Consider the following 25842-nt stretch of genomic DNA (forward strand, 5'->3'; position numbering starts at 1 on the left):
GGAGCGTTGCCGCTTGAACGGACACGAATTGATGACGACATCGCCGCGCCAGTCGAAACCGCCTGCGACAGACGCAAATCACTTCGTGCTCACCTTCGAAAACAACCGATACGCAAGCGAACTCTTCGGCCAGTTCGACCAGAACCTGAAGCTTCTGGAGCAGCGGCTGCAGATCGAGGCGCGGCCTCGCGGTAACTCTGTCTCCATCAGCGGCGACATCATGGCGACCAACCAGGCCCGCCGCGCGCTCGACTACCTCTACGGACGGCTGCAGAGCGGCGGCTCGGTTGAGCTCTCCGACGTCGAAGGCGCGATCCGCATGGCCGTTGCCGCCGACGACCAGCTCCTGTTGCCGACGATGGAGCGCAAGGCCAAGCTGACCATGTCGCAGATCTCCACCCGCAAGAAGACGATCGTCGCCCGCACGCCGACGCAGGATGCCTATATCCGCGCGATGGAGCGCTCCGAGCTCGTCTTCGGTGTCGGGCCCGCCGGCACCGGCAAGACCTATCTCGCCGTTGCCTATGCGGCGCAACTCCTGGAGCGCGGCGCGGTCGACCGGATCGTGCTGTCGCGACCGGCGGTCGAGGCGGGCGAGCGGCTCGGCTTCCTGCCCGGCGATATGAAGGAGAAGGTCGACCCCTACCTGCGGCCGCTCTACGATGCGCTCTACGACATGATGCCGGGCGACAAGGTCGAACGCGCCATCACCGCCGGCGTCATCGAGATCGCTCCGCTCGCCTTTATGCGTGGGCGGACGCTGGCCAATGCCGCCGTCATCCTCGACGAGGCGCAGAACACGACCTCGATGCAGATGAAGATGTTCCTCACCCGCCTCGGCGAGAACGGTCGCATGATCGTCACCGGCGACCCGAGCCAGATCGACCTGCCGCGCGGCATGAAATCCGGCCTGGTCGAGGCGTTGCAGATCCTGCGCGGCGTCGAGGGCGTTTCGGTGGTGCGGTTCAAGGACGTCGACGTCGTCCGCCATCCGATGGTGGCGCGGATCGTTCGGGCCTACGAATCCCAGAGCGCCGTTCAGGACGAAAGTGAGCATATGGACCGCTGAGGCGGCCCTGCCCAAGGATCGATGAGCGAAGTCGAGATACAGATCAGCGTCGAGGCGGGTCCCTGGCCCGCCGAGAAGACGCTCCTCTCCATGAGCGAGCGCGTCATCGGCGCGGCCGCGCGTCATCTCGCGCGCGAAGAAGGACAACCCCTGCCGGATACCCCGGCCGAATTGTCGCTGCTCTTTACCGACGATGCCTCGATCCGCGCGATCAATGCCGAATGGCGCGGGCAGGACAAGCCGACCAACGTGCTTTCCTTCCCCGCCTTTCCGGTCCAGCCGGGCGACATGCCGGGCCCGATGCTCGGCGATATCATCCTGGCGCACGAGACGCTGGTGCGCGAGGCGGCCGAAATGGGCAAGCCGTTCGAGGAGCACCTGACGCATCTTTTGGTGCATGGATTTCTGCACCTCTTCGGTTATGATCATATGGAAACCGACGAGGCCGAAGAAATGGAAGGGCTGGAGACTCGCATTTTGGGCGAGCTTGGCCTATCTGATCCGTACGGGGACGACCCGGTTTGACAGTTTGGAACGATGAGCGATTTGAGATCACAGCCGCTTTCGGCTGATACCAACGAGGCTGGTGCCTCGGAACAGGACGACGGGGGCAGTACGCCCAGGCCGGAACCGCAGGCGAGTCCGGCAAGGAATTTCTGGTCACGCGCGATGCGCTTCTTCAGGAGCAGCGATGCGTCGTCGCTTCGCCACGATCTGGCCGAAGCGTTGAGGACCCCGGCCCCCGAAGGGGATGCCGCCTTCTCGCCCGAGGAACGGGCGATGCTCCATAACATTCTCCGTTTCCGCGAGGTCCGGGTCGAGGACGTGATGGTGCCGCGTGCCGACATCGAGGCGGTGGAGCAGGACATCACCATCGGCGAGCTGATGATGATCTTCGAGGAATCCGGCCATTCGCGCATGCCGGTCTATTGCGATAGCCTCGACGATCCGCGCGGCATGGTCCACATCCGCGACCTTCTCGCCTATGTCACCAAGCAGGCGCGCAACAAGCGGCGCAACGGCGCGAAGACTGCCACATCCTCCAGGGTGGCGATCAGCGGCAAATCGACAGCCGGCGCCAAGGCGACGAACGGTGTTGCCGCGGCAGCGGCGGGCGACAAGCCGGCAAAGACACCGAAGCCGGAGTTCGACCTTGCCCGGATCGACCTGACCAAGACGGTCGTCGAGGCCGGCATCATTCGCCCCGTTCTGTTCGTGCCGCCCTCCATGCTGGCCTCCGACCTGATGGGACGGATGCAGGCGACGCGCACGCAGATGGCGCTCGTGATCGACGAATACGGCGGTACCGACGGTCTGGCCTCGCTCGAGGACATCGTCGAGATGGTCGTGGGCAACATCGAGGACGAGCACGACGACGACCAGGCGATGATCACGCGCGTTTCCGACGACGTCTTCATCGCCGATGCGCGAGCCGAACTCGAGGAGCTTGCCGAGACGGTCGGCCGTGACTTCGACATTCGCGAACAGCTCGAGGACGCCGACACGCTGGGCGGCCTGATCTTCGGCTCCCTCGGCCGCATTCCGGTGCGCGGCGAAGTCGTGCAGGCGCTGCCGGGGTTTGAGTTCCACGTTCTCGATGCCGATCCCAGGCGTGTCAAGCGCGTGCGCATCACCCGCAAGCGCTCGTCTCCCACGCGAAGGCGTCTGGCGCGGCCGGAAGGCGAGGGGCAGTTTCCGCCGCCCCAGGAGCACGTGCTCACCGAGGACGGCAAGACCGAAGGCAACGCCTGAGGGCGGCAGGCGCCGGCCGTCCGGCCGGCGCTTTCCCGATGCCGTTTCGACATCCCCGGCATTCTGCCGACGGCGCGCGACAAGCGCTGCTTTTTTTGGAAGACTTGCCACGCTGATTCGCGGTGGTTCGAGAGAGGCGGGATGACACGTCTGGCGGGGAGGGTGATGCTGTTGTCCGGTTGGGGCCGGGCGCTGACGGCATTCCTGGCGGGCTTGTTCGGCGTGCTGGCGCTGCAGCCCTTCGGCTTCTTCGCGGCCCTGTTCGTTTCCTTCCCTATCCTGGTCTGGCTGATCGACGGCGCCAGCGGCGATCCCGATGCGGGCTTCGTCCGCAGGCTCGCGCCGGCATTCCGCGTCGGCTGGTGCTTCGGCTTCGGCTATTTCCTGGGAAGCCTCTGGTGGCTCGGCAACGCGCTGCTCGTCGACGCAGAAGCGTTCGCCTGGGCACTGCCGCTGGCGGTGGTCGGCCTGCCCGCCTTCCTGGCCATCTACTACGGCTTTGCCGCCGCACTTGCGCGGCTGTTCTGGTCGGACGGCGTCGGGCGCATCTTCGCGCTGGCCGCAGCCTTCGGCCTTGCCGAGTGGTTGCGTTCGTTCCTGTTTACGGGTTTCCCCTGGAATGCCGTCGGCTACGGCGCCATGCCGATCCCGCTGATGATGCAGCCGGCGCGCATCATAGGCGTCGCCGGCATGAACGTGCTGGCAGTATTCGTCTTTGCAGCCCCGGCGCTCCTGTGGGCGGGCCGAGGCAAGCGGATCGGACTGTCGATCGCCGGGCTGCTTCTGGTACTGCAGGCAGGCTATGGTTTCTATGCGCTCCGGGTGATGCCCGACCCCGCCGATACCGACGTGACCGTCCGCCTCGTGCAACCCAACATCGACCAGGCTGGCAAGTGGGACGACGCCAATCGCGTGGCGATCTTCGAAAAGCACCTGGCGCTCAGCGGCGCTCCGCCCTCCGGCGAGAAGCGGCCGGACATCATCATCTGGCCGGAAACATCCATTCCCTTCATCCTGACGGACAATCCCGATGCGCTGACGCGGATCGCCGCCGTGCTGGAGGACGACCAGGTGCTGATCGCAGGTGCTGTGCGGACCGAGGAGGCAGGCGCCGGCAAGGAGCCGCGCTACTACAATTCCATCTATGCGATCGACGGAACTGGCCAGATCCTGGGCGCGACCGACAAGGTGCATCTCGTGCCCTTCGGCGAATACATGCCGTTCGAGGAACTCCTGAACTCCTGGGGCGTCTCCGCCGTCGCCTCGCTGCCGGGCGGCTTTTCCGCAGCGCGCGCGCATCAGGTGCTGGCGCTGCCGTCGAACCGCTCATTCTATCCGATGGTCTGCTACGAGGCGATCTTTCCCGACGAGATCGAGGCCGCCGCCTATTCCACCGATGCCCTGCTGAACGTCACCAACGACGCATGGTTCGGCGACACCCCGGGGCCCTACCAGCATTTCCATCAGGCGCAGGTGCGTTCGGTGGAGACGGGGCTGCCGCTGGTGCGGGTGGCCAATACCGGGATTTCCGCCGTCGTGGACGCAAAAGGCAGGATTGTATTAGGGCTTCCTTATAATATGGAAGGTTTTGTCGATGCAACCATGCCGGGAAAACATCCTGCAATTCATGACAGTGTGTCACGAAACCTGTGGTTTTGGTCCGCAGTTGCAATTTTTTTCGGAATAGGGGCGTTTTCTCGCATTGGTTTTATCCGGCATGCGAATTGACCAAAAACCCCTAAAATTGCATAGTGGCGAATACCGGCATTTTATAAGTATTATAAAGTCCGAAAAGGTCTCGAATACAACGTGACGTTAAGGCTTATGATAGATGCCGGGTAAATGGGGCCATTTCGTGCGTTAGGACAACAGCAATGATGGAAAACAAAAAGAAGCCGAACCCGATCGACATTCACGTCGGTAGCCGGATCCGCCTTCGCCGGACCATGCTTGGCATGAGCCAGGAAAAATTGGGCGAAAATTTGGGGATCACCTTCCAGCAGATCCAGAAATACGAAAAAGGCACCAACCGGGTCGGCGCGAGCCGCCTGCAGAACATCTCCAGCATACTCAACGTGCCGGTTTCGTTTTTCTTCGAGGATGCGCCGGGGGAAAATACCGGAAACCAGCCGGGAATGGCCGAAGCGTCCAGCTCGAACTATGTGGTCGACTTCCTCTCCTCTTCGGAGGGGCTGCAACTCAACCGGTCCTTCGTCAAGATCAGCGATCCCAAGGTGCGCCGCAAGCTCGTGGATCTCGTGAAGGCGCTCGCTGCCGAGGCGGAAGAATAGACGCTCGCCTCGACGGAAAAACTTACGCAAGAAAACGGCTCCTTCGGGAGCCGTTTTCTTTTGGTGGGCTCTCAAGAGGAATAATCGCATATAAAGATATGTTTATGTCGTTCTGCGCTTGTTTTTTGGCACCGAACTGACTAATACGGGACCATCTTCATTGAGGGGAATCCCGTATGCGCAGCAATTATCTCTTCACCAGCGAGTCCGTGGCCGAAGGGCATCCCGACAAGGTTTGCGACCGCATTTCCGACGAGATCGTCGATCTGGTCTACCGCGAGGCCGCCAAGACCAAGTACGATCCCTGGACGGTTCGGATCGCCTGCGAGACGCTGGCGACCACCAACCGCGTCGTGATCGCCGGTGAGGTGCGCCTGCCGCCGAGCCTTCTGAAGAAGGACAAGGACGGCAACGACGTCATCAACCCTTCGAAGTTCAAGTCCGCGGCGCGCAAGGCGATCCGCGACATCGGCTACGAGCAGAGCGGCTTCCACTGGAAGAGCGCCAAGATCGATGTGCTGTTGCATGCCCAGTCTGCCGACATCGCGCAGGGCGTCGACAGCGCCGCCGACCAGCAGGGCGACGAGGGCGCGGGCGACCAGGGCATCATGTTCGGCTATGCCTGCCGCGAGACGGCAGAACTCATGCCGGCGCCGATCTACTACTCCCACCGCATCCTGCAATTGCTCGCCGACGCCCGCAAGAGCGGCAATGGCGAAGTCGCCAAGCTCGGCCCCGACGCCAAGAGCCAGGTGACGGTGAAATATGTCGACGGCAAGCCCGCCGAGGTCACCTCGATCGTGCTTTCCACCCAGCATCTCGACGGCAGCTGGGATTCCAGGAAGGTTCGAGAGGTGGTCGAGCCCTATATCCGTGAGGCGCTGGCCGACATCAAGATCGCCGGCGACTGCAACTGGTACATCAACCCCACGGGCAAGTTCGTCATCGGTGGTCCGGACGGCGACGCCGGCCTGACCGGCCGCAAGATCATCGTCGATACCTATGGCGGCGCCGCACCCCATGGCGGCGGCGCCTTCTCGGGCAAGGACACGACCAAGGTCGACCGTTCGGCCGCCTACGCCGCACGCTACCTGGCCAAGAACGTGGTCGCGGCCAGCCTTGCAGACCGCTGCACGATCCAGCTGTCCTACGCCATCGGCGTGGCCCAGCCGCTGTCGATCTATGTCGACCTCCACGGCACCGGCAAGGTGACCGAGGACGAGGTAGAGGCGGCGATCCGCAAGGTCATGGACCTGTCGCCCTCCGGCATTCGCCGTCACCTCGACCTGAACCGGCCGATCTATTCCAAGACCTCGGCCTACGGTCACTTTGGCCGCAAGGCCGGTCGCGACGGTTCGTTCTCCTGGGAGAAGCTCGATCTCGTCAAGCCGCTGAAGGAAGCGCTGAAGGCGGAGACGGCCAAGGCGGCCTGATCGGCCTTTACGGACCCTGTTCGAAGACTGTAAAGCGGGTGCCTCCCAGGGGAGACGCCCGCTTTTATCGTGAGAGACCCGCCATGACAGAACAGCCGCACCCGACCCGCGCCACGGAAGCCTTTTTCGGACGCCGCAAGGGCAAGCCGCTTCGCGAGGCCCAGGCGCGCCGGCTTGACGAGGTTCTGCCGACGCTGGCTCTCGACCTGTCGCAGCCGGCGCCGGAAAGGCTCGCCGGCCTCTTTTCCGTCGACACGCAGCGGACCCGGTTGGAGATCGGTTTCGGCGGCGGCGAGCACCTGATCCATCGTGCGCTCGAGAACCCGCAGACCGGCTTCATCGGCGTGGAGCCCTTCGTCAATTCCATGGCGAAGCTCGTGGGGCGGATCGAGGAGACCGGTGCGCGCAACATCCGCCTTTACGACAATGACGCGATGCAGGTTCTGGACTGGCTGCCGCCGGCCTCCATTGACCAGATCGACCTGCTCTATCCCGATCCGTGGCCGAAGAAGAAGCACTGGAAGCGTCGCTTCGTATCGGTGACCAGCCTCGATCGTTTTGCAAGGGTGCTCAAGCCCGGCGGGCTCTTCTGTTTCGCGTCCGACATCGACACGTACGTCAACTGGACGCTGGGCCATTGCGCGGCCCACCCCGCGTTCGAATGGACCGCCGACAATGCCGCCGACTGGCTGACGCCTTTCGCCGGCTGGCCGGGCACGCGCTACGAGGCCAAGGCCAAGCGCGAAGGTCGCAGCTCGGCCTATCTGACCTTCAGGCGGGCCTGAGCCCGCCAGGGTTCTCGGTCAGTGCAGACTGACGGTACGCAGTTCGTCCTCGGCCGCCTTGTAGAAGGTGCTGGAACGGTTGTCCGTCAGAAGAATGGGCGTGCCGTCGGCACCGAAGAGAGCCCAGAGGTCGAGGCTGGGATCGATATCCGGCGCTTCGGGGAAGCAGCGCGAAACCTCGTCGGCGCGCATCTTGCGGATATAGCCCACTTCGCCCGCGCCCAGATGGGCGAGGTCCGCCTTGGTGACTTGAGGGGTGATGGCTTTCAGTCCCATGTTTGCCTCCTGGCAATATGCCGGATTGGTTACCGGCCTGCCGGATGCCCGCCGTCGATATGACCCGTCGGTGCATCCGGAAAATATCCGTATGTGGGTGAAGCTCCGGCGGGTGTTCCCGCAGGAACGGCACTTGGCCTAGTCTGGTACGGAAATGTTAATTTTCCTTACCATGCGTTCAGGTTCGGGCCGTGCAAGGTCGATGGCGAGAAGGCCGTTGCGAAGCTCGGCGCCCAGCACCCGCATGCCGTCGGCAAGGACGAACATGCGCTGGAACTGCCGTGCGGCAATGCCCCGGTAGAGATAGTCCCGCTCATCCGTGTCGGTCTGGCGGCCGCGCACGATCAGCTGGTTCTCCTCGGTCGTCACTTCGAGCTCCTCTTCCGAAAACCCGGCCACCGCGAGTGTGATGCGGAGCCGTTCCGGGGAGCCGGAAGCGCCATCGGCGCGAATGCGTTCGATATTGTAGGGCGGGTAGCCGTCATTGCCCTTGGCGATCCGCTCGAGGGTTTTCTCCATGGCGTCGAAGCCGAGAAGGAGTGGGCTGGCGAAAGGCGTAATCCGGCTCATGTCGTTAGTCCTTGGTTTCAAGCGACTTGTTGCGGGACCCGCATTCGGCATCCCTGCATGAGCCAATATGGGTGTTGCGCTGCACCCGTGCAAGACGCTTGCGAAGTGACGTCCGGCAAATATAGTCGCCGTTTCGCCGCGTCCTGCCGGCGCGACAACACGATTCGGAGATGTGAAGGCCCATGTCGCAACCCAGAAAGATCATCATTGACACCGACCCGGGCCAGGACGACGCCGCAGCGATCATGCTGGCCTTCGGCAGCGCCGACGAACTGGAGGTGCTGGGCATCACCACCGTCGCCGGCAACGTTCCCCTGAGCCTGACGGCGCGCAATGCTCGCATCCTCTGCGAGCTCTGCGGCCGGACGGACGTCAAGGTCTACGCGGGCGCCGACGCGCCGCTCCGCCGTCCTCTCGTTACCGCCGAGCACGTCCACGGCAAGACCGGCCTCGACGGCCCGGATCTCGAAGAGCCGACCATGGCGCTGCAGGACATGCACGCGGTGGATTTCATCGTCGAGACGATCCGCAGCGAGCCGCCCGGCTCGGTGACGCTGTGCACGCTCGGGCCCCTGACCAACGTCGCGCTCGCCCTGGAGAAGGCGCCGGATCTGGCAGGCCGCATCGCCGGGATCGTCATGATGGGCGGCGGCTTCTTCGAGGGCGGCAACATCACGCCGGCCGCGGAGTTCAACGTCTATGTCGATCCGGAGGCCGCCGATGCGGTGTTCCGGTCCGGCGTCCCGATCGTCATGATGCCGCTCGATGTCACCCACAAGGTCCTCACTCATCGCAGCCGGGTGGAGAAGCTGCGAGCGATCGGCACGCCGCCCGCCCGCGCCCTCGTCGCCATGCTGGAATTCTTCGAGCGCTTCGACGTCGAGAAGTACGGTTCCGACGGCGGGCCACTTCACGACCCGACCGTGATCGCCTACCTGTTGCGGCCGGAACTGTTCGCCGGCCGCGCCTGCAATGTCGAAATCGAGACGGCATCGCCGCTGACGACGGGCATGACCGTCGTCGACTGGTGGAACGTCACCGGCCGGCCTCAGAATGCGACGGTCATGCGCGAGGTCGACGCAGACGGCTTCTTCGACCTGCTGACGGAGCGCGTGGCGCGTCTCTGATACGAAAACGGCGCCGCAGGGGCGGCGCCGTTCGCTTGTCTTATGCTCCGTTCCAGGCTCAGAACTCTTCCCAGTTGTCCTGTGCAAGGGCCGTATTGCCGGCGACCTGCGGAACTGCGCGGGAAGGAGAGGCAGGACGATAGGCAGCCGCGCGGGGCGCCGCTGCAGCAGGTGCCGCCGCCTGCGTCTGACGTTGTGCCGGACGCTGGGTCGGACGCACCACGGCCTGTGTCTGCCCGGTGCGGAAGCGGGCGACGAGCGACTGCAGCGTGCGCGCCTCCTCGTTCAGCGCGACGCTGGCGGCGGTCGTTTCCTCCACCATCGCCGCGTTCTGCTGGGTCACTTGGTCCATCTGGTTGACGGCCGAATTGATCTCCTTCAGGCCGACCGCCTGCTCGGAGGCCGACGACGAGATCTGCCGGATCAGGTCGTTGATCTGCATGACCTGCTGGGCGATCTTTTCCAGCGCATTGCCGGTCCGGCCGACGAGATCGACGCCCTCGCGCACCTGCGTTTCCGAGGCGTTGATGAGGGTCTTGATCTCCTTGGCGGCATTTGCCGAGCGCTGTGCCAGTTCCCGCACTTCCTGGGCGACGACGGCGAAACCCTTGCCGGCCTCGCCCGCCCGCGCCGCCTCGACGCCGGCGTTCAGCGCCAGAAGGTTGGTCTGGAAGGCGATCTCGTCGATCACGCCGATGATGTTGGAGATTTCGCCGGAGGACGTCTCGATGCCCTTCATGGCCGTGATGGCCTTCTGGACGACCTCGCCCGAACGGCCGGCGTCCTCGCTGGCCGAGGCGACCGACTGGGCGGCGACGCGGGCGTTCTCGGCGCTCGAATTGACCTGGGAGGTCAACTGGTCGAGAGCGGCCGCCGTTTCTTCCAGGCTTGCGGCCTGCTGCTCGGTGCGATGCGACAGGTCGGCGGCGCCGTTGGAGATCTCGTTGGTGCCGTTGCCGATATTGGCGACCGACGCGTTGACGGTGCCGATCGTCTCCTCGAGGCTGCCCATGGCGGAGTTGAAGTCGCTCTTGAGCTTTTCGTATTCGCCCGGAAAGTCGCCGGAGAGGCGGTAGGACAGCTCGCCGGCGGAGAGCCGCGAAAGCCCTTCGGCGAGCCGCGAGACGATGTCGCGCTGCAGGGCGCCAGAGGCCTGGCGCTCCGATTCGGCGCGGCTGCGCTCGCTCTCCGTCATCTGCCGCTGGTTTTCCGCGTCCGCCTCGAGGCGCCTGGTGTCGGCGAGCTGGTGGCGGAAGCCGTCGAGCGCCTTTGCCACAGCGCCGGTCTCGTCCGTGCGCTCCTGGCCACGGACGGGTCCGGCGTATTCTCCACGGCCCAGCCTGTCGACGTCGGCAACGAGGCTGGCGAGCGGCTTCTGCACGAAGCGGCGGACGGCGAGCCACAGGCCGAGCAGGACGACGCCGAGCACAATCGCGCCGCCGAGAACCATCATGACGGTCTGGGCGCGCACCGGTGCAGCGACCGCCGAATGCGGGATGTCCACGAGGACGGCCCAGGTGGTGTTCACGCCGGGCAATTCGACCGGATAGACGACGCGGTCGAACGGCTCCTGGCCGTCGAAGGACAGATTGTCGATGAAGCCCGGCTTCTGCGCACCGAGGGCCTCCTTGACGATGTCGCTGCCGGCGCCGTCATAGTCCTTCATCAGAAGGTCCGGCTGGGGCGGGACGAGCCACTTGCCCGTCTGTGTCAGGACGAGAACGCGGCCGGAGCCGAAGGGGCGCAGCGCGGAGACGCGCTCGGCCAACGTCGAAAGGCGGACGTCGACGCCGCTGACACCGATCAGCTTGCCGTTGGACAGGACCGGATAGGCGATGGACGCCATCGAGACGTTGTCGCCGGTCGTGCTCTCGGTATAGGGCGGGCTCATGGCGCCCTTGCCGCTCTTGGCTGCGAGCGCGTACCAGCCGCCTTCGTAGTCGGATTCGAAGGTCGAGAAGGTCAGGCCGCCCTCCTTGTTCTTCGTCCAGTAGGGGTTGAAGGTGCCGTCCTTGCTGCCGGCGAAGTCCTTGTTTCCGGCATATTCGGACGCCTTGCCGTCGAAGGTGTCCTTTTCCGCGGCGTACCAGCTGCCGAAGGCGAAGTCGTTCGCCTCGACGCCGACCCGCAGCATGTCGATGACCGCCTTGCGGTCGAGATACTGGCCCTCGTGTCCCTTGGCGATGATGCCTGCGTTCGAGCGGGCAGCGCTTGCCAGTTCCCCGATGGCGCCGGCGACGTCCTCGGAGATGGCACGCGCCTCGCTGTTGGCCTCGTTGAGGATCAGCGCCTCGACGCGATCCTTCGACTGCGAGATCAGGATGAAATTCGATGCAAGCAGGACGACGGCGATGGTTCCGCCGGTGACCGCGATCAGCTTCGTCGCGAGCGACTTGGGCCGTATGTTGAACATGAAATCCTCACGAGCTGAGACGTTCGCCGTGCGGGCCGCGCGGCGGTGGGACGCAATCGAAATGGGGATGGCTCCATCATGGAGAACGGGACAGGCCGACCGGCTCCCGGGGGACGTAACTGACGTTTCGCCGTTTGTCCGTCCAAGCAATTCAAATATCTGCAAGTCATTAATGAACTTGATATGATGCGGCTCGATTTTCAGCCTAGCGCCTCCTTGCGGGAGGGCGGAAATGCCAGATGGACAGCCGTTCGAGGACCGCCCGGATGCGGGGCGAAAACTGGCCTCGGTGCTTGCCGGCGAGAGGATCGGGCAGCCGGTCGTCCTCGCCATCCCGCGCGGCGGCGTCGCCGTGGCCGCCGAGATCGCAGCCGCGCTCGGCGCGGAACTGGACCTCCTGTTCGTACGCAAGATCGGTGCGCCGTCAAACCCCGAGGTCGCGATCGGGGCGATCGCCGGAAGCGGCGAGCCGCAGGTGGTCCTGAACGAGGAACTCGTCGGCTTGAGCGGTGCCACGGTTGCCTATATCGACGCCGAGGCGGCCAGGCAGCGGGCGGAGATCGAGCGCCAGCGCCGGACGTATCGGGGCGACAGGGCGGAGGTTCCGCTTGTGGGCCGCGATGTCATCGTCGTCGACGATGGCGTTGCGACCGGCGCGACGCTGGCAGCGGCGCTGAAGGCGCTGCGGCTGCAGGCGGTTGCCTCCATCACCCTGGCGGTGCCGGTCGGTCCGCCGGAGACCCTCCGGCTGCTGGCACGCTCGGCCGACCGCATCGTCTGTCTCAGGCAACCGGCCGGCTTCCGCGCCGTCAGTTGCCACTATCGCGATTTCGAGCAGGTTTCCGACCGGGAGGTGATCGATCTCATGGCGCGAACCACGACCGATCTGCGATAGAACTACCGCCACGGAAAACGGCCCGCAAGTTGCGGGCCGTTCGTCAGGTTGGGTCGTTCGGAGGTTAGCGCACCCAGAGGATCTGGCGGCTGCCGCGGTCGACCAGTACCGGACGGTCTTCCACATAGATATAGCCGTAATCCGGGCTTTCCGGGACTGCGACGATGTCGACGTCCTCGGGAACGACCGTGCCGGCTGCGACCGGCCCTTCGAGAACCACCGGGCCGACCGGGTGACGCTCGATGTAGGTGATCGTCGTCTCGGGGATCGGCGGAGCGACGCTGCCGGTCTGCACTTCGTCCACATAGACCACCTGGCGGTCGTCGGTCCGCACGATCACCGGCCGGTTCTCGACATAGACATAGGAGAAGTCAGGCTGGTCGGGGATCGGCGTCAGCACGACGTCGTCGCGCAGGCGCGTCTCGGTCGTCACCGGCCCGTCGAGCACGACAGGCTCCACCGGGTTCTCCATCACATAGACGCGGGTTTCCTCCGGAACGGCCGAAGCGGCACCAAGCGTCGCACCGGCGACCCCACCGATCGCGGCGCCGACCGGACCGCCGACCAGCGCGCCCGTCAGGGCGCCGGCCGCACCGCCGGTTGCCGCAGCCGCGCCCGGGTTTTCCTTGCGCTCTTCCGCGTGGGCCATCGAGGCGCCGGCGATCGCGAGCGCAACGCCCGTCATCAGGATCTTGTACATGGGTATCTCCTTCCGATTACCTGGATCTGCGTGTCCCTTCGCCGAACAGAACGTGCCGCGGCGCTTACGGTTCCCGGTGACGGAAAGGAGGCCAGGTAACGAAGTGTTACGCGATCACGCTGTCGCGCCGCGCGATTTCGAAGTCCTCGGTGTGGACCTGCAGGCCCTCGGGCGTTAGCACGACGATGCCGTAGGCGCCCGGTTCGTCCACCGAAAGCGAGGGGTTTGGGGTGTCGAAGGGCATGGGCTGCTGGTGCACTGGGCTCTTGAAGATGGAGAAGGGAATGCCGCGATGAGAGCCGCCGATCGTGCGGTGGACGTGGCCGGCGAAGATGTGGCGGACATTTCCGTGGCGCAGCGCCACCTCGTAGAACGCCGCCTCGTTCGTCAGGCGGATCGAGTCCATGCCGGTGAAGCCGGTACGGTGCGGCGGGTGGTGCATGAAGAGCAGGACCGGCGCCCTGGCTTCAGCGAGCCGCTGGTCCAGCCAGGCAAGACGCCGGTCGCAGAGCATTCCGGCGTGGCTGGCCGGATAGTCGTAAGGCGGGGCAAACAGCGTGTCGAGCAGCAGCACCCGGCAGTCGTCGAAGTCTATCGCCTGCTGTACGAAGCCGTCCATGTCGGGGGTGACGTGATCGAAGATGTCCAGGAAACGGCCGCGATGGTCGTGGTTGCCGATCGTGATCGCGGCCGGCGGCACGAGCGTCGACAGGAGCGCCTTGAGCCTGTGGTAGGAGGCCGTATCGGCACGGTGGGTGAGGTCGCCGGTGAAGATCACCCGGTCGGCATCCGCATGATGGCGGTTCACATGGTCGATGCCCTTGCGCAACCGTTCGAACGGGTCGAGGCCGATGATGGTCGTGCCTTCGGGCGTCATGTGCAGGTCGGTGAAGACGATGAGCTTGGTCATGAAAAGGTCCGTGAAGAAAGGTGGCGGCGAAATGTCTCCGGCGGCGATGCAGCGGTCAAGCCCTCGGGCTGCCCGGGCATCGATGGGACGATCCGGGGACTGAGCGGTGCAGGCGATGAAAGCAGTTGGATTGCGCCCCGCCGTGATGTAGCAGGATGGCGATCGACCGTGCTGCAGCGGCGGCGCGGGACAAGAGCGAGTGGAGTGGCGCGATGAGATGGAAACGCACGATCCAGCTTCTGGACGTTCATTGCGAGGGCGAGATCGGCAAGGTCGCGATCGGCGGGGTGCCGAAGATCCCCGGCAACTCGATCGCCGAACAGCTCAACCACATCAACACCGTGGACGACAGCCTGCGCCGGTTCCTCTGCCTGGAGCCGCGCGCCGCCGCGACGGGTTCGGTGAACCTGCTCCTGCCGGCCAAACGCCCCGAGGCCGATGCGGGCTTCATCATCCTCCAGGCCGACCAGGCCCATGCCTCCTCCGGCTCAAACTCGATCTGCGTCACGACGGCGCTGCTCGAGAGCGGCATCGTGGAGATGAAGGAGCCGGAAACGGTGGTCGTGCTCGACACCGCCGCCGGTCTCGTCAAGGCGACGGCGACCTGCCGCGACGGTCGTTGCGAGAAGGTCAGGCTCACCATGGTGCCGTCCTTCGTCCAGGAGCTCGATGCTGAAATCGATACGCCCGACTGGGGGCGGATCCGCTTCGACATCAGCTATGGCGGCATCTTCTATGCGCTGGTCGACGTCGAGCAGATCGGCACGACGATCGAGAAGGCCAACGCGCGCAAGCTGGTCGATGCCGGCATGACGCTGAAGGACCTGATCAACAAGGCCATGCCCGTCGTCCATCCGGAGATCCCGGAGATCAGCGGCATCGCCTATGTGATGTTCCGCGAGCGCGAGGCGGACGGGACGATCCGCACGGCGACCACGATGTGGCCCGGCCGCATCGACCGCTCCCCCTGCGGCACCGGCAATTCCGCCAATCTCGCGACGCTGCACGCGCGCGGGAAGGTCAAGGTGGGCGACAGCTTCCGCTCCCGCTCCATCATCGGCTCGCAGTTCGAGGTGGGACTGGAGGCGGAGACCGAGGTGGCCGGCCGCAAGGCCATTATCCCGACGATCACCGGCCGCGGCTGGACGTTCGGGCTGCATCAGGTGGCGCTGGACCCCACAGACCCGTTGGCGAACGGTTTCGCCATGACCGACACCTGGGGCCCGCAGGCCGGCGAGATCGGCTGACGCCGGGCGAGGGCCGCGGCCGCTTAGGGGGAATGTCCCCGGGTCACTGGCCCTTTCAATGTGCGCCGTCGACCGGCGTGTCCGCTTGCGGGAAATCGGCCACGAGGGCGGCGATTTCGTAGCCGCCGGCGGCGGCCGCGTCGAGCCACTGGGCCGCCTTGCTCGCATCCACAGCCGTGCCGATTCCGTCGCGATAGGACATCCCCAGCGCATAGGCGCCGAGCCGGTCGCCGGCCTCCGCCGATCGCCGGTAGAGTGCATGGGCTGCGGCAAGTTCGCCCTTCTTCTGCAGAAGCTGCCCGTAGCGCACCATGGCGACCGTGTGACCGCCTTCCGCCGCTTCGCGGTAGAGGTTTTCCGCCGCAAGCCCCTGGCCGCCCTGCTCCAGTGCGCGGGCGAGCTGGAAGGCGATGCGGGCGCCGCCGCCGGCATTGTAGGCTTCGCGGCAGGCCGAGAGCGCCACGCCGATCGCGATCTGCCCGTCCTCGACCGTCGGGAAGGCCGGGTTGCGGCTGCTGTCGTGCCGGCTCGCGGCGGCGGCATCGCATTGCTCTTCGATCGAGAGCCCGGACGCACCGGCAGGCGCCGCCGCGACCAGCGTCGTGGCGATGAAGAAAACAATCCCGGCCGTTCTCGTTCTGGTGCTACGCAAGATCCGTCTCCCTTACCTGTGCACAGGATAAACGTCGCGCAAGCGCGAATTTGTTCCCGAGGGGACAGGCCTGTATCCTTGCCACGGGGCATAGTCGGGACTTCGCCCAACGGACGCACGGGAAGAGACGAAGAGGTTCATCATGCAGGAAGTCAGACATCGCCTGGTCGTCGACCGCCGCACGTTCATCGCAGGCGGCGTCCTCGCCCTGACGGCCCTCGCCGGCGACACTGCGGCCGCCGCTTCGGTCATCGGCACGGTCGATGAGGTGCGCGGCTCCGTCAGTCGCCGGGCGAGCGGCAAGCTCGCGGCGATGGGCGTCGGCGCCGACATCATGGATCGCGACGTCATTCTCACCGGCGACGGCAGCTTCGCCGAAATGACGCTCGGCGAAGCGACGAAGCTCCTGCTCGGCAGCCATACCGAACTGCTCGTCGACAGCTTCATCGCCGACCAGGGCGGCACGATCGAACTCGGCACCGGCGGAATGATCTTCGACCGGCCGGACGAGCAGCCGAAGATCGACCTGACGATACGCACCGCCTTCGGCATGATCGGCGTGCGCGGCACGAAGTTCTTCGCCGGGCCGAACAGGAGCGCCTTCGCCGTCTTCGTCGAACGCGGCCTGGTCAGCTTTACCGCCGCCGGCGTCACGCGCGAGGTCGGGGCGGGGGAGGGCGTCGATGTCGCCGCGGCCGGCGATCCGCCCGGCCCGGTCGTTCAATGGGGCGAGGCCCGCATCCGCGAGGCCTATGCCAGCATCGGCGTGCGCTGACGGGCCTTTCGCCGGCGGTCACGGCTGCCCGCCGGAAGCCTCGACAGGGGTGAAGATCTCCATCGGCGCGATCCCGCGGATCTCGTGGACGCCGAGCGAGCGCAGCGGCCGGGCGGTCTCGGCCGCGGCCGCGGGGCCGATGCAGATGGCGGTGCCGAACAGCTTGTTGGCCTCCTGCAGCCGCGCTGCGATATTCATGGCTTCGCCGTGCGCGGTGTAGTCCAGCGTGCTGCCGGGGCCGATGTCGCCGAGCACGACCATGCCGGTCTCGATGCCGATGCGGGTACGGCCGAACGCCGCCTCGGAGAACTGCGGTCGCCGGCGCATCTCCTCCGTCAGCGCGCCGATGGCCATCGCGCAGTCGATCGCCCGGTCCACGTGCCTTTCGAGATCCTCGGGCGCGTTGAAGAGCGCGTGCACCGCATCGCCCACGACCTTGTTGACCATCCCTCCATACTCGGAGACGAGCGTGTTGACCTCGCGGTAGTAGGTATCGAGCAGCGCCACCAGCCTCTGCGGCCCGATCCTGCGGGAAAGGCCGGAAAAGTTCTCGATATCGGTGAAGAGAGCCGTCACCTGGCGCTCCTCGCCGCCGACGCGCTCGAGGCGCGGATTGTCGAGATAGCGCGACACCACCGAGGGGGGCAGGTATTGCCCGAAGCGCTGGCGCGCGGTCTGTTCGGCGCGGCGGACGTCGGCGAACTTCAGGATGCCGGTGACGAGCAGGACGGCCGCCAGCGCCATGGCGATTGCCGGCGCGTCGACGAGAAGGCCGCTCTGGCGATAGACCAGCGCGGAGCCTGCGACCGTGGCGAGGATCAGCCCGAGGCCCGCCGCCGCCGCAGGGGTGGGGCGCATGTGCGTGACGGCAAGCGCCCCGCCAATGCCGGCAACCAGCGCAAATGCCGCTTCCCAGCGCACGAGGAGCCGGTCGCGCGAGGGGATGAAGCCGGTCAGGATCGCGCCGGCGACGTCGGCATGGATCTGCACCGACGGCTCGAGCGGCATGGAGGCGCTGGCCCTGAGCCCGCCGAGCGTCGGCAGGCTGCTGCCGACCAGCACCACCTTGCCGCGGATCCGATCGGCGGCGACCTCGCCGTTCAGCACGTCGATGGCAGAGACGGTGCGGCGGGCGATGCGCTGCGCGTCCGAGGCGGCAAAGCGCAGGCTTCCCTCATCGTCCAGCCGCAGCAGTCGCGTGTCCAGGCGGATCCATGCCGGCGTCCCGCCGAGCACCGGGGTTCCTGCACCGGCCGCACGCCGCGCCGCCTCGAGTCCCAGGGCGGGATAGGGCGCATTGTCGATGATGGTGTAGGCAGAGACGCGTCGCACGATCGCATCGCCGTCTCCGACGAAGAAGGCCGCTGCCGCGGCTGTCGACCGGTTCTGGAAGAGCGGGCAGGATGCCTCGGCTCCTTCGACGAACCAGAGGTCCGGGATGGCCACCGGCCGCTGCACGGCAAGCTCCGGCACCGGCTGCGGGGGGTGCCCGGAGCTGTCGCCGACCAGGAAGCCGAGGATGGTCGGAACCCGGCTGATCGCTTCCGCCAGCGCCCTGTTGGCCGGATCGGCCGGGTCGCAATTGCTGCTGAAGACGAAATCGAGCGCCACCGCGGCCGGGGCGGCATTGGCCAGTGCGTCGATGAGTTCGGCCGACTGCGCCCGGCCCCAGGTCTCGCCGGGAGCCGCCTGGGAAGACCTGCGATCGACGTCGACGACCAGCAGCCGGTCCGTCTCCGGGGCGGCTACGGCCTGCGTCAGCGCATCGAAGAACAGTTCGCGCGGCCGCGCGAGCAGGGTGTCGGCGAAGGCGAGGATCAGGAATGCGCCGATCAGGCTTGCGAGGATACCGGCAAGAAGCGGTTTCCCACCGAAAGATCGCAGGCCCAGGGGCACCGCCGCTACTCGTCTTCCGGCTCGGCCACCGAGAGCAGCCTGCCGGTATGGCAGAAGATGATGCCGTCCGTGTTGCGGCGGATGGCGCCCACGTCCTCCAGCGTGAGGATCGAGCGGTTGATCTTGGGCCTGCTCGCGCCGACGATGCTGGCGATATCCGTCTGGCTGAGCGCGAGCTGGAGATTGGCGCTTTCCGGCAGCTCGTTGCCGTGGATGTTGCGCAGCATGGCGAGGAAGAAGCGCGCCACGCGCGAATCCAGGTCGTAGAGGGCGATCGTTTCCAGTTGCTCGGTCGTCTCGCGCAGCTTGGTGCAGAGATAGTGGATGATCGACTGGTAGGATTGCGCGTTGCGGGTCAGCACTTCGAGGAAATCGCGCTTGCTGATCACGTATCCCTCGGTCGCGATCATGGCCGTGGCGTCCGCCGAACGCGGCTGCCCGTCGAGGATCGCCAGTTCGCCGAAGATCGAGCCGGCCTCCAGGTGCCTGAGCGTCAGTTCCTTGCCCTGCGGCGTCAGAAGCGAGATCTTGATGCGGCCGGAGATGACCACGATCAGGTAGGTTCCCTCGTCGCCGCGCTGGAACAGCACGGTCCCCGCCTTCCACTTGCGATAGTTCGCAATCGTGGCGAGGTCGGCGATCGTTTCCTTGTTGAAACCCTCGAAGATCGGAAACGAACGCCAGAATGCAGTGCTTCTCGTGACCTCGTTCATATGCGACGTCCCCGGTTGCCGGGCGAAATCCCGGTGGTCCCCCTACATTGGCGCGCAATTCTTCCCGCACTCGGCTGCTGCTTGCAACAGAAAACTCCGCAAGACAAGTCGGGTGCGGCGATCTATGGTTTTTCGTGAGCCGCGCGCCGAGTCGTTCTGAAATGTTGAACGATGTGTCCACGTTGTGGCGATCTAGTGTAAACGCAATGATCTGGTAAGAATTCCTGCAACGAAACCCAACTGCCGGAGCCTGCCATGCCTCAGAACGTCGTCGTCCTCGTCGGACGCATCCTCCTTTCCGCCATGTTCATCCTTGCCGGTTATCCCAAGCTGCTCGACCCGTCGGGCACCGCCGGGATGATCGCCGGTGCCGGCCTGCCCGCCGCGACGGCGCTCGCCTACCTTACCGGCCTGTTCGAACTCGTTGCCGGCCTGTTCATCCTCGTCGGCTTCCAGACGAAGATCGCCGCCTATCTCCTCGCTCTCTTCTGCGTGTTCACCGCACTGGTCTTCCATAGCGGCCCGATCAATGTTCCGGATTTCCCGGAAGGCGCAAACGGCCTGCTGACCATGTTCAACGGCCTGATGATGATGAAGAACCTGACGATCGCCGGCGGTTTCCTCGTCCTCGCAGCCTTCGGCCCCGGCTCGATCTCGGTCGACGCCCGCCGCGGTGCGGCTCCCCTCGTCGCCTGAGCATCCCGTCTTTCCTGAACAAGCCTCCCCGGCCCCGCCGGGGAGGCTTTTTTGTGCTCCACGGCATGGCTGATTGCCGGATCGTCTGGCATCGGCAGCCGCTAGCTGCTATGCGCTCAAAAACGCCGAAGGAGAGGTTCCATGTTTTCCAACTCGTTTCCGGATCGCGACACCATGGCGGAACTGCTGGCCCGCATGCTGTGGGAAATCAAGGCAGTCCATTTCCGGCCCCAAGAGCCCTACAAGCTGGCATCCGGCATGGCGAGCCCGGTCTATATCGATTGCCGCAAGCTCCTGTCCTACCCTCGCATCCGCTCGGCCGTGATGGACTTCGCCGCGGCAACGCTCCTGCGTGACGCCGGCTTCGAGCAGTTCGACGTGATCGCGGGCGGCGAGACGGCCGGGATCCCGTTCGCAGCCCTTCTGGCCGACCGGCTCGGGCTGCCGATGATCTATGTCCGCAAGAAGCCGAAGGGCCATGGCCGCAACGCGCAGATCGAGGGCGTGATGCCCGAGGGCGCGCGCGTGCTCGTCATCGAGGACCTCACCACCGCCGGCGGTTCGATGTTCACCTTCATCGACGCGGTCCGCGAGGCCGGCGGCGTCGTCGATCACGGCATGGCGCTGTTCTACTACGGCATCTTCACCGAGGCGGAGGCGCGTTTCGCCAACGGCAAGGTCCGGCTTCATCACGTCTCGACCTGGCGCAGCGTGCTCGCCGTCGCCCGCGCGCAGAAACTCTTCGACGAGGCGACGCTCGCCTCCGTCGAGGCCTTCCTCAACGCGCCGCTCCTGTGGTCGGCCGACCATGGCGGCGTGAGCGCGCTGCCGACGTCCTGAGCCGGACCTTCGGGACAAAAGCTGCTGGCGTTTTTCGGCGCCGTCCATTAAATCGATTGAAAAATCGTTGGAGGATGAGTTCATGATCCTGTGTTGTGGCGAAGCGCTGATCGACATGCTGCCGCGCACCTCGACGCTCGGCGAGGATGCCTACGCGCCCTATGCGGGCGGCGCGATCTTCAACACGGCGATCGCGCTCGGCCGTCTCGGCGTGCCGGCCGCCTTTTTCACCGGCCTGTCGGATGACATGCTCGGCGACGTGCTGCGCCGGGCGCTTGCCGCAAGCCATGTCGACGACAGCCCCTGTGCCATTCTCTCCCGCCCGACCACGGTCGCCTTCGTCAAGCTGGTCGATGGTCAGGCGACCTATGCCTTCTACGACGAGAACACCGCGGGCCGCATGATCGGCACGGAGAACCTGCCGGTTCTCGGCGACGATTGCGAGGCGCTGCACTTCGGTGCGATCAGCCTGATCCCGGAGCCCTGCGGCTCGACCTACGAGGCGCTGCTCATGCGCGAGCACGAAAAGCGCGTCATCTCGCTCGATCCCAACATCCGCCCCGGCTTCATCAAGGACGGGCCGGCCCACCGGGCGCGCATCGAGCGCATGGCCGCCCGCTCCGACATCATCAAGTTCTCCGACGAGGACCTGGAATGGTTCGGCATGCACGGCAGCCATGACGAACTCGCCGCGCAATGGCTGGAGCGCGGCCCCAAGGTCGTGGTCATCACCAAGGGCGCCGACGGCGCCGACGGCTATACGAAGGATTTCAAGGTTTCCGTTGCAGGCGAAAGGGTCGCCGTGGTTGATACGATCGGTGCCGGCGACACCTTCGACGCCGGCGTGCTGGCGTCGCTGAAGCGCAACGATCTCCTGACGAAGGAGAAGGTCGCCTCGCTCGGTGAAGCCGGCCTGCGCGACGCCCTGACCCTGGCCGCAAAGGCCGCCGCCGTCACCGTCTCCCGCGCCGGCGCCAACCCGCCCTGGGCCCGCGAAATCGGTCTGTAAGACGCACTTGGCCATCTTCTCCCCATCGGGGAGAAGATGGCGCGGGCAGCGGGCACCGCAAGCGCGACAGTCCCCTCATCGCCTCGCTGCCGCTCGGCACTTCTCCCCGGCGGGGAGAAGAGGGAATACCCGGCTTGCTGCCAATGCACATTGGATGGCGGAAGGCGTGGATTGCCTGCACGGCAAGGGAAACGCATCTTGAGACGAAGCCGTCACGCTCTCCCTCTTCTCCCCATCGGGGAGAAGGTGGCGCAAAGCGCCGGATGAGGGGGGCGGCAGGCGCTGCGCGTGCGGCTTACTTCGCCGCCTTCAGCAACGCTGCGACCAGCCCGGCGGTGGACGAATCGTGACCGGCCGCACTCTCCTTGCCTTCCACCACCGGCAGCAGTCCCGTCGCCAGTTCCTTGCCGAGTTCCACGCCCCACTGGTCGAACGAGTTGATGTTGAACAGCGCCCCCTCGACGAAGACGCGGTGTTCGTAGAGGGCGATCAGGCGGCCGAGCGAAAACGGGGTGAGTTCGTCATAGACCATCGTGATCGACGGCCGGTTGCCCGAGAAGACGCGGTGCGGCGCGATCCTGTCGGCCTTTGCCGAGTCCATGCCCTTGGAGGTCAGCTGCGCCTTGGCTTCGTCGAGCGTGCGTCCCTTCATCAGCGCCTCCGACTGCGCCAGGCAGTTGGCGATCAGGAGTTCGTGCTGGTGGCGCAGGTTCTTCTCATGGCCGTTGGCGGCGATCATGAACTCGGCCGGGATGACGTCCGTGCCCTGGTGGATCAGCTGGTAGAAGGCGTGCTGGCCATTGGTGCCGGGTTCGCCCCAGACCACCGGCCCGGTCTTGCCTTCGACCGGCGTGCTGTCCATCGTCACCGACTTGCCGTTCGATTCCATGTCGAGCTGCTGCAGATAGGCCGGGAATCGCGACAGCCGCTGGTCGTAGGGCAGGATCGCCCGCGAGGGATAGCCGAGGACGTTGCGGTTGTAGTAGCCGATCAGGCCGAGCAGCATCGGGATGTTCTGGCGGAATGGCGCCGTGCGGAAGTGGTTGTCGATCGCATGCCCGCCGGCGAGGAATTCGCCGAACTTCTCCTTGCCGATGGCGATCATCAGCGGCAGGCCGATGGCCGACCAGAGCGAATAGCGCCCGCCGACCCAGTCCCAGAAGCCGAACACCCGTTCCGCGGCGATGCCGAAGGCGGCCACCTTGTCGAGTGCGGTGGAGACGGCGCAGAAGTGGTCGCCGACGGCGGCCTCGCCGAGCTTGCCAGCGATGAAGGCGCGCGCGGTTGCGGCATTGGTCATGGTCTCGATCGTCGTGAAGGTCTTCGAGGCGACGATGAAGAGCGTCGTCTCCGCCTCCAGCAGCTTCAGCGTGTCGGCGATATGCGCGCCGTCGATGTTGGAGACGAAATGCAGGCGCGGCCCGTCGTGGTAGGGGGCAAGCGCCAGCGTCGCCATCACCGGTCCGAGATCGGAGCCGCCGATGCCGATATTGACCACGTCGGTGATCTTCTTGCCGGTAGCGCCCGCAAGCCTGCCCGAGCGGATGCCGTCGGAAAAGGCGCCCATGGCGTCGAGCACGCCATTCACGTCCGCCATCACGTCGCGGCCATCCACCAGCACCGGCGTGTTCGAGCGGTTGCGAAGGGCGGTGTGCAGCACAGCGCGCTCTTCGGTGATGTTGATCTTTTCGCCGGCGAACATGGCGTCGCGCTTCTTCTCCACGCCCGCTTCGTTCGCCAGCGCCTCGAGCCCGTCGAGCACACGGGCGTTGACCGCGCATTTGGAAAAGTCGAACAGGAAGTCGTCCAGCGTCACGCTGAAACGGGCGAAGCGTTGCGGATCTGCGGCGAAGGCGGCACGGATGTCCGTGGCGTTGGTGTCCTTCGCGGTGGCTTTCAGCGTTTCGACGAGCGCGTTCATGACAGTCTCCCTGCATCGCAACATGGCTGGTGCGATACCTAGGCGGTTTGCATGACGCGAATCAAGGGCGGCAAGTCGCTTTCAGGCGAAAGCGACCGCTTTTCAGGCCAGTTTTTAAATCGATTTATGTGCCGTCGTCGCTGTCAGCTGCGCAGCTCGCGCCGTAGGATCTTGCCGACATTGGATTTCGGCAGTTCGTCGCGGAATTCGATGAAACGCGGGCGCTTGTAGTTGGTCAGGTTGCCGGCACAGTACGCCTTCACCGCCGCCTCGGTGAGGTCGAGGTCCCTGCGCACGACGAAGAGCTTGACCGCCTCGCCGGAATGCTCGTCCGGGATGCCGATCGCCGCGCATTCGAGGACGCCGGGCATGGTCATCGCCACCTCTTCCACCTCGTTGGGGAAGACGTTGAAGCCGGAGACGAGGATCATGTCCTTCTTGCGGTCGACGATCTTGATCAGCCCCCGCTCGTCCATGAAGCCGATGTCGCCCGTGCGGAAGAAGCCGTCGGCAGTCATCACGCGGGCGGTCTCGTCGGGGCGCTGCCAGTAGCCGGCCATCACCTGCGGGCCGCGGATGCAGATCTCGCCGACGTCGCCGACCGGCAGCGAACGATCGTCGTCGTCGCGGATATCCACGTCGGTGGAGGGGATCGGCATGCCGATCGTGCCGGTGAATTCGCTCGCGTCCAGCCGGTTCGCCGTCGCCACCGGCGAGGTCTCCGAGAGGCCGTATCCTTCCGCGATCGGGCAGCCGGTCATCTTGTGCCAGCGCTCCGCCACGGGGCGCTGCACGGACATGCCGCCGCCGAAGGTCAGCGCCAGGTTCGAAAAGTCGATCTTCTGGAATTCCGGATTGTTCATCAACGCGTTGAACAGCGTGTTGAGGCCGGGAAAGACGTTGACGCGATAGGTCGCCATGTCCTTGACGAGAGCGGGGATGTCGCGCGGATTTGCGATCAGGATGTTGGTGGCGCCGGTGAGAAGCCCTGCGAGCGAATTCACCGTCAGGGCGAAGATGTGGTAGAGCGGCAGGGCGCAGAGGAAGACCAGCCGCTCCGGTCTCTGCTTGCCGAGGAAGGCGGTCTCCAGCCAGAGGCCCATCTGCTCCATGTTGGAAAGCAGGTTCGCATGCGTCAGCATCGCGCCCTTGGAAACGCCCGTGGTGCCGCCGGTATATTGCAGGAAGGCGATGTCGGTGCGGGCGACCTTCGCCGCGCCGAGGGGCAGGCCGGCCGCCTTGGCCATCACCGAGGAGAACGGGTGGTGACCCGGCAGCGACCAGGCCGGCACGAGCTTCTTCACCTTGCGCACGATCAGGTTGACCACGAGGCCCTTGAGGCCGAGCATGTCGCCCATGCTGCAGACGACGACGTCCTTCACCCCGGTCCTGCCGATCGCCTGCTGGACGGTGTGGGCGAAATTCTCCAGCACGAACAGGACCTTCGCGCCGGAATCGTTGAGCTGGTGCTCCAGTTCGCGCGGCGTATAGAGCGGATTGACGTTCACGACGGTGAACCCGGCGCGCAGGATGCCGTAGACCGTGACCGGATTCTGCAGGATGTTGGGCATCATCACCGCGACGCGGTCGCCCTTGGCCAGGCCGCGCGACTGCAGCCAGGCGCCGATCCGCGCCGATTGCGCCTCCAGTTCCCGGAAGCTCAGGGCCTTGCCCATGCTGATGAAGGCCGGGCGGTCGGCATATAGGCGGCAGTAGTGGACGAGTGCGTCGCCGATCGATTCATAGGCCAGCGGCGGGATCTCGGCAGGAGTACCGGGCGGATAGGAGGCGAGCCAGATCCTGTCCGAAGAGGGTCCGGTCCGGTCCTGAACGGTTGCTGCCATGTATGCCGATCCTCCGTCGTATATCCGG

Annotated in this window: 24 protein-coding genes; 14 read left to right on the top strand and 10 right to left on the bottom strand. The window is 65.5% G+C overall.

Annotation, left to right across the window (positions count from 1 at the left end; genetic code table 11):
• Positions 1–13: 13 nt before the first annotated feature.
• The 7 genes from OCK02_RS10320 to trmB all read left to right on the top strand — a co-directional run bounded on the left by OCK02_RS10320 (position 14) and on the right by trmB (position 7330).
• Complete coding sequence (locus OCK02_RS10320) at positions 14–1069, top strand: PhoH family protein (RefSeq protein ID WP_263812971.1); 1056 nt, start codon at positions 14–16, stop codon at positions 1067–1069.
• Positions 1070–1090: 21 nt separating this feature from the next.
• Positions 1091–1594, top strand: coding sequence for an rRNA maturation RNase YbeY (ybeY, locus tag OCK02_RS10325; protein WP_263812973.1), 504 nt, complete (start codon positions 1091–1093; stop codon positions 1592–1594).
• A 12-nt stretch (positions 1595–1606) separates the two neighbouring features.
• Positions 1607–2821: a hemolysin family protein gene (locus OCK02_RS10330; protein ID WP_263812974.1), complete on the top strand. Its 1215-nt coding sequence runs from the start codon at positions 1607–1609 to the stop codon at positions 2819–2821.
• 141 nt (positions 2822–2962) lie between these two features.
• Positions 2963–4549 (top strand): apolipoprotein N-acyltransferase, encoded by a 1587-nt coding sequence (gene lnt, locus OCK02_RS10335; protein ID WP_263812975.1) that lies wholly within the window; start codon positions 2963–2965, stop codon positions 4547–4549.
• A 146-nt stretch (positions 4550–4695) separates the two neighbouring features.
• Positions 4696–5112 carry a helix-turn-helix domain-containing protein gene (locus tag OCK02_RS10340; protein ID WP_230807408.1) on the top strand — a complete coding sequence of 139 codons (417 nt, stop codon included), beginning with the start codon at positions 4696–4698 and terminating at the stop codon, positions 5110–5112.
• Positions 5113–5288: 176 nt separating this feature from the next.
• Positions 5289–6545 (top strand): methionine adenosyltransferase, encoded by a 1257-nt coding sequence (gene metK / locus OCK02_RS10345; protein WP_230807407.1) that lies wholly within the window; start codon positions 5289–5291, stop codon positions 6543–6545.
• Positions 6546–6628: 83 nt separating this feature from the next.
• Positions 6629–7330 carry a tRNA (guanosine(46)-N7)-methyltransferase TrmB gene (gene trmB / locus OCK02_RS10350; RefSeq protein ID WP_263812976.1) on the top strand — a complete coding sequence of 234 codons (702 nt, stop codon included), beginning with the start codon at positions 6629–6631 and terminating at the stop codon, positions 7328–7330.
• An 18-nt stretch (positions 7331–7348) separates the two neighbouring features.
• Here the strand turns inward: trmB and OCK02_RS10355 are convergent, their stop codons facing one another.
• Positions 7349–7606, bottom strand: coding sequence for a DUF1150 family protein (locus tag OCK02_RS10355; RefSeq protein ID WP_230807405.1), 258 nt, complete (start codon positions 7604–7606; stop codon positions 7349–7351).
• A 138-nt stretch (positions 7607–7744) separates the two neighbouring features.
• Positions 7745–8176, bottom strand: coding sequence for an Hsp20 family protein (locus OCK02_RS10360; RefSeq protein ID WP_230807404.1), 432 nt, complete (start codon positions 8174–8176; stop codon positions 7745–7747).
• A gap of 182 nt (positions 8177–8358) precedes the next feature.
• Here OCK02_RS10360 and OCK02_RS10365 point away from each other — a divergent pair, with 182 nt between their 5' ends.
• Positions 8359–9303 (top strand): nucleoside hydrolase, encoded by a 945-nt coding sequence (locus OCK02_RS10365; RefSeq protein WP_263812977.1) that lies wholly within the window; start codon positions 8359–8361, stop codon positions 9301–9303.
• Positions 9304–9361: 58 nt separating this feature from the next.
• Here the strand turns inward: OCK02_RS10365 and OCK02_RS10370 are convergent, their stop codons facing one another.
• The gene (locus tag OCK02_RS10370) at positions 9362–11716 is read right to left on the bottom strand and encodes a methyl-accepting chemotaxis protein (RefSeq protein ID WP_263812978.1); all 2355 of its coding nucleotides are present in this window, start codon (positions 11714–11716) and stop codon (positions 9362–9364) included.
• Positions 11717–11948: 232 nt separating this feature from the next.
• On the opposite strand from OCK02_RS10370, the gene OCK02_RS10375 reads away from it, so the two are divergent.
• Positions 11949–12611 carry a phosphoribosyltransferase gene (locus OCK02_RS10375; RefSeq protein ID WP_263812979.1) on the top strand — a complete coding sequence of 221 codons (663 nt, stop codon included), beginning with the start codon at positions 11949–11951 and terminating at the stop codon, positions 12609–12611.
• Positions 12612–12675: 64 nt separating this feature from the next.
• Here the strand turns inward: OCK02_RS10375 and OCK02_RS10380 are convergent, their stop codons facing one another.
• Positions 12676–13311 carry a DUF1236 domain-containing protein gene (locus OCK02_RS10380; protein WP_230807400.1) on the bottom strand — a complete coding sequence of 212 codons (636 nt, stop codon included), beginning with the start codon at positions 13309–13311 and terminating at the stop codon, positions 12676–12678.
• Between the two features lie 106 nt (positions 13312–13417).
• Entirely contained in the window at positions 13418–14221 is an 804-nt protein-coding gene (locus OCK02_RS10385) for a phosphodiesterase (RefSeq protein ID WP_263812980.1), read from the bottom strand.
• Between the two features lie 212 nt (positions 14222–14433).
• Between OCK02_RS10385 and OCK02_RS10390 the strand changes: the two genes are divergently transcribed.
• Positions 14434–15468, top strand: a complete 1035-nt coding sequence (locus OCK02_RS10390) for a proline racemase family protein (protein ID WP_263812981.1) — start codon at positions 14434–14436, stop codon at positions 15466–15468.
• A gap of 55 nt (positions 15469–15523) precedes the next feature.
• Here the strand turns inward: OCK02_RS10390 and OCK02_RS10395 are convergent, their stop codons facing one another.
• A complete protein-coding gene (locus OCK02_RS10395; protein ID WP_263812982.1) occupies positions 15524–16120 on the bottom strand; it encodes a sel1 repeat family protein in 597 nt (198 codons plus the stop codon).
• Positions 16121–16262: 142 nt separating this feature from the next.
• On the opposite strand from OCK02_RS10395, the gene OCK02_RS10400 reads away from it, so the two are divergent.
• Complete coding sequence (locus tag OCK02_RS10400; protein ID WP_263812983.1) at positions 16263–16895, top strand: FecR family protein; 633 nt, start codon at positions 16263–16265, stop codon at positions 16893–16895.
• Between the two features lie 18 nt (positions 16896–16913).
• Here the strand turns inward: OCK02_RS10400 and OCK02_RS10405 are convergent, their stop codons facing one another.
• Both OCK02_RS10405 and OCK02_RS10410 read right to left on the bottom strand, forming a co-directional pair.
• The gene (locus tag OCK02_RS10405) at positions 16914–18791 is read right to left on the bottom strand and encodes a CHASE2 domain-containing protein (protein ID WP_263812984.1); all 1878 of its coding nucleotides are present in this window, start codon (positions 18789–18791) and stop codon (positions 16914–16916) included.
• A gap of 5 nt (positions 18792–18796) precedes the next feature.
• Positions 18797–19504, bottom strand: coding sequence for a Crp/Fnr family transcriptional regulator (locus tag OCK02_RS10410; protein WP_230807396.1), 708 nt, complete (start codon positions 19502–19504; stop codon positions 18797–18799).
• 255 nt (positions 19505–19759) lie between these two features.
• Here OCK02_RS10410 and OCK02_RS10415 point away from each other — a divergent pair, with 255 nt between their 5' ends.
• The 3 genes from OCK02_RS10415 to OCK02_RS10425 all read left to right on the top strand — a co-directional run bounded on the left by OCK02_RS10415 (position 19760) and on the right by OCK02_RS10425 (position 22049).
• Positions 19760–20200 carry a DoxX family protein gene (locus OCK02_RS10415; RefSeq protein WP_230807395.1) on the top strand — a complete coding sequence of 147 codons (441 nt, stop codon included), beginning with the start codon at positions 19760–19762 and terminating at the stop codon, positions 20198–20200.
• A 141-nt stretch (positions 20201–20341) separates the two neighbouring features.
• Positions 20342–21040 carry an orotate phosphoribosyltransferase gene (locus tag OCK02_RS10420; protein WP_263812985.1) on the top strand — a complete coding sequence of 233 codons (699 nt, stop codon included), beginning with the start codon at positions 20342–20344 and terminating at the stop codon, positions 21038–21040.
• An 82-nt stretch (positions 21041–21122) separates the two neighbouring features.
• Positions 21123–22049, top strand: coding sequence for a carbohydrate kinase family protein (locus OCK02_RS10425; RefSeq protein WP_263812986.1), 927 nt, complete (start codon positions 21123–21125; stop codon positions 22047–22049).
• A 295-nt stretch (positions 22050–22344) separates the two neighbouring features.
• On the opposite strand, the gene pgi is transcribed toward OCK02_RS10425, so the two are convergent.
• A complete protein-coding gene (gene pgi / locus OCK02_RS10430; protein WP_263812987.1) occupies positions 22345–23970 on the bottom strand; it encodes a glucose-6-phosphate isomerase in 1626 nt (541 codons plus the stop codon).
• 143 nt (positions 23971–24113) lie between these two features.
• Positions 24114–25814 (bottom strand): long-chain-fatty-acid--CoA ligase, encoded by a 1701-nt coding sequence (locus tag OCK02_RS10435; protein WP_263812989.1) that lies wholly within the window; start codon positions 25812–25814, stop codon positions 24114–24116.
• Positions 25815–25842: the final 28 nt, after the last annotated feature.

This window comes from Rhizobium sp. TRM96647 (genome assembly GCF_025780115.1).
GTDB lineage: Bacteria > Pseudomonadota > Alphaproteobacteria > Rhizobiales > Rhizobiaceae > Mycoplana.

Coding starts and splice junctions, on each gene's coding strand:
- OCK02_RS10360 (WP_230807404.1), bottom strand. CDS start 8,176: ATGAGCCGGATTACGCCTTTCGCCAGCCCACTCCTTCTCGGCTTCGAC.
- OCK02_RS10375 (WP_263812979.1), top strand. CDS start 11,949: ATGCCAGATGGACAGCCGTTCGAGGACCGCCCGGATGCGGGGCGAAAA.
- OCK02_RS10355 (WP_230807405.1), bottom strand. CDS start 7,606: ATGGGACTGAAAGCCATCACCCCTCAAGTCACCAAGGCGGACCTCGCC.
- OCK02_RS10420 (WP_263812985.1), top strand. CDS start 20,342: ATGTTTTCCAACTCGTTTCCGGATCGCGACACCATGGCGGAACTGCTG.
- OCK02_RS10390 (WP_263812981.1), top strand. CDS start 14,434: ATGAGATGGAAACGCACGATCCAGCTTCTGGACGTTCATTGCGAGGGC.
- lnt (WP_263812975.1), top strand. CDS start 2,963: ATGACACGTCTGGCGGGGAGGGTGATGCTGTTGTCCGGTTGGGGCCGG.
- OCK02_RS10365 (WP_263812977.1), top strand. CDS start 8,359: ATGTCGCAACCCAGAAAGATCATCATTGACACCGACCCGGGCCAGGAC.
- OCK02_RS10435 (WP_263812989.1), bottom strand. CDS start 25,814: ATGGCAGCAACCGTTCAGGACCGGACCGGACCCTCTTCGGACAGGATC.
- OCK02_RS10425 (WP_263812986.1), top strand. CDS start 21,123: ATGATCCTGTGTTGTGGCGAAGCGCTGATCGACATGCTGCCGCGCACC.
- OCK02_RS10400 (WP_263812983.1), top strand. CDS start 16,263: ATGCAGGAAGTCAGACATCGCCTGGTCGTCGACCGCCGCACGTTCATC.
- OCK02_RS10340 (WP_230807408.1), top strand. CDS start 4,696: ATGATGGAAAACAAAAAGAAGCCGAACCCGATCGACATTCACGTCGGT.
- OCK02_RS10380 (WP_230807400.1), bottom strand. CDS start 13,311: ATGTACAAGATCCTGATGACGGGCGTTGCGCTCGCGATCGCCGGCGCC.
- OCK02_RS10370 (WP_263812978.1), bottom strand. CDS start 11,716: ATGTTCAACATACGGCCCAAGTCGCTCGCGACGAAGCTGATCGCGGTC.
- ybeY (WP_263812973.1), top strand. CDS start 1,091: ATGAGCGAAGTCGAGATACAGATCAGCGTCGAGGCGGGTCCCTGGCCC.
- metK (WP_230807407.1), top strand. CDS start 5,289: ATGCGCAGCAATTATCTCTTCACCAGCGAGTCCGTGGCCGAAGGGCAT.
- OCK02_RS10410 (WP_230807396.1), bottom strand. CDS start 19,504: ATGAACGAGGTCACGAGAAGCACTGCATTCTGGCGTTCGTTTCCGATC.
- OCK02_RS10415 (WP_230807395.1), top strand. CDS start 19,760: ATGCCTCAGAACGTCGTCGTCCTCGTCGGACGCATCCTCCTTTCCGCC.
- pgi (WP_263812987.1), bottom strand. CDS start 23,970: ATGAACGCGCTCGTCGAAACGCTGAAAGCCACCGCGAAGGACACCAAC.
- trmB (WP_263812976.1), top strand. CDS start 6,629: ATGACAGAACAGCCGCACCCGACCCGCGCCACGGAAGCCTTTTTCGGA.
- OCK02_RS10385 (WP_263812980.1), bottom strand. CDS start 14,221: ATGACCAAGCTCATCGTCTTCACCGACCTGCACATGACGCCCGAAGGC.
- OCK02_RS10330 (WP_263812974.1), top strand. CDS start 1,607: ATGAGCGATTTGAGATCACAGCCGCTTTCGGCTGATACCAACGAGGCT.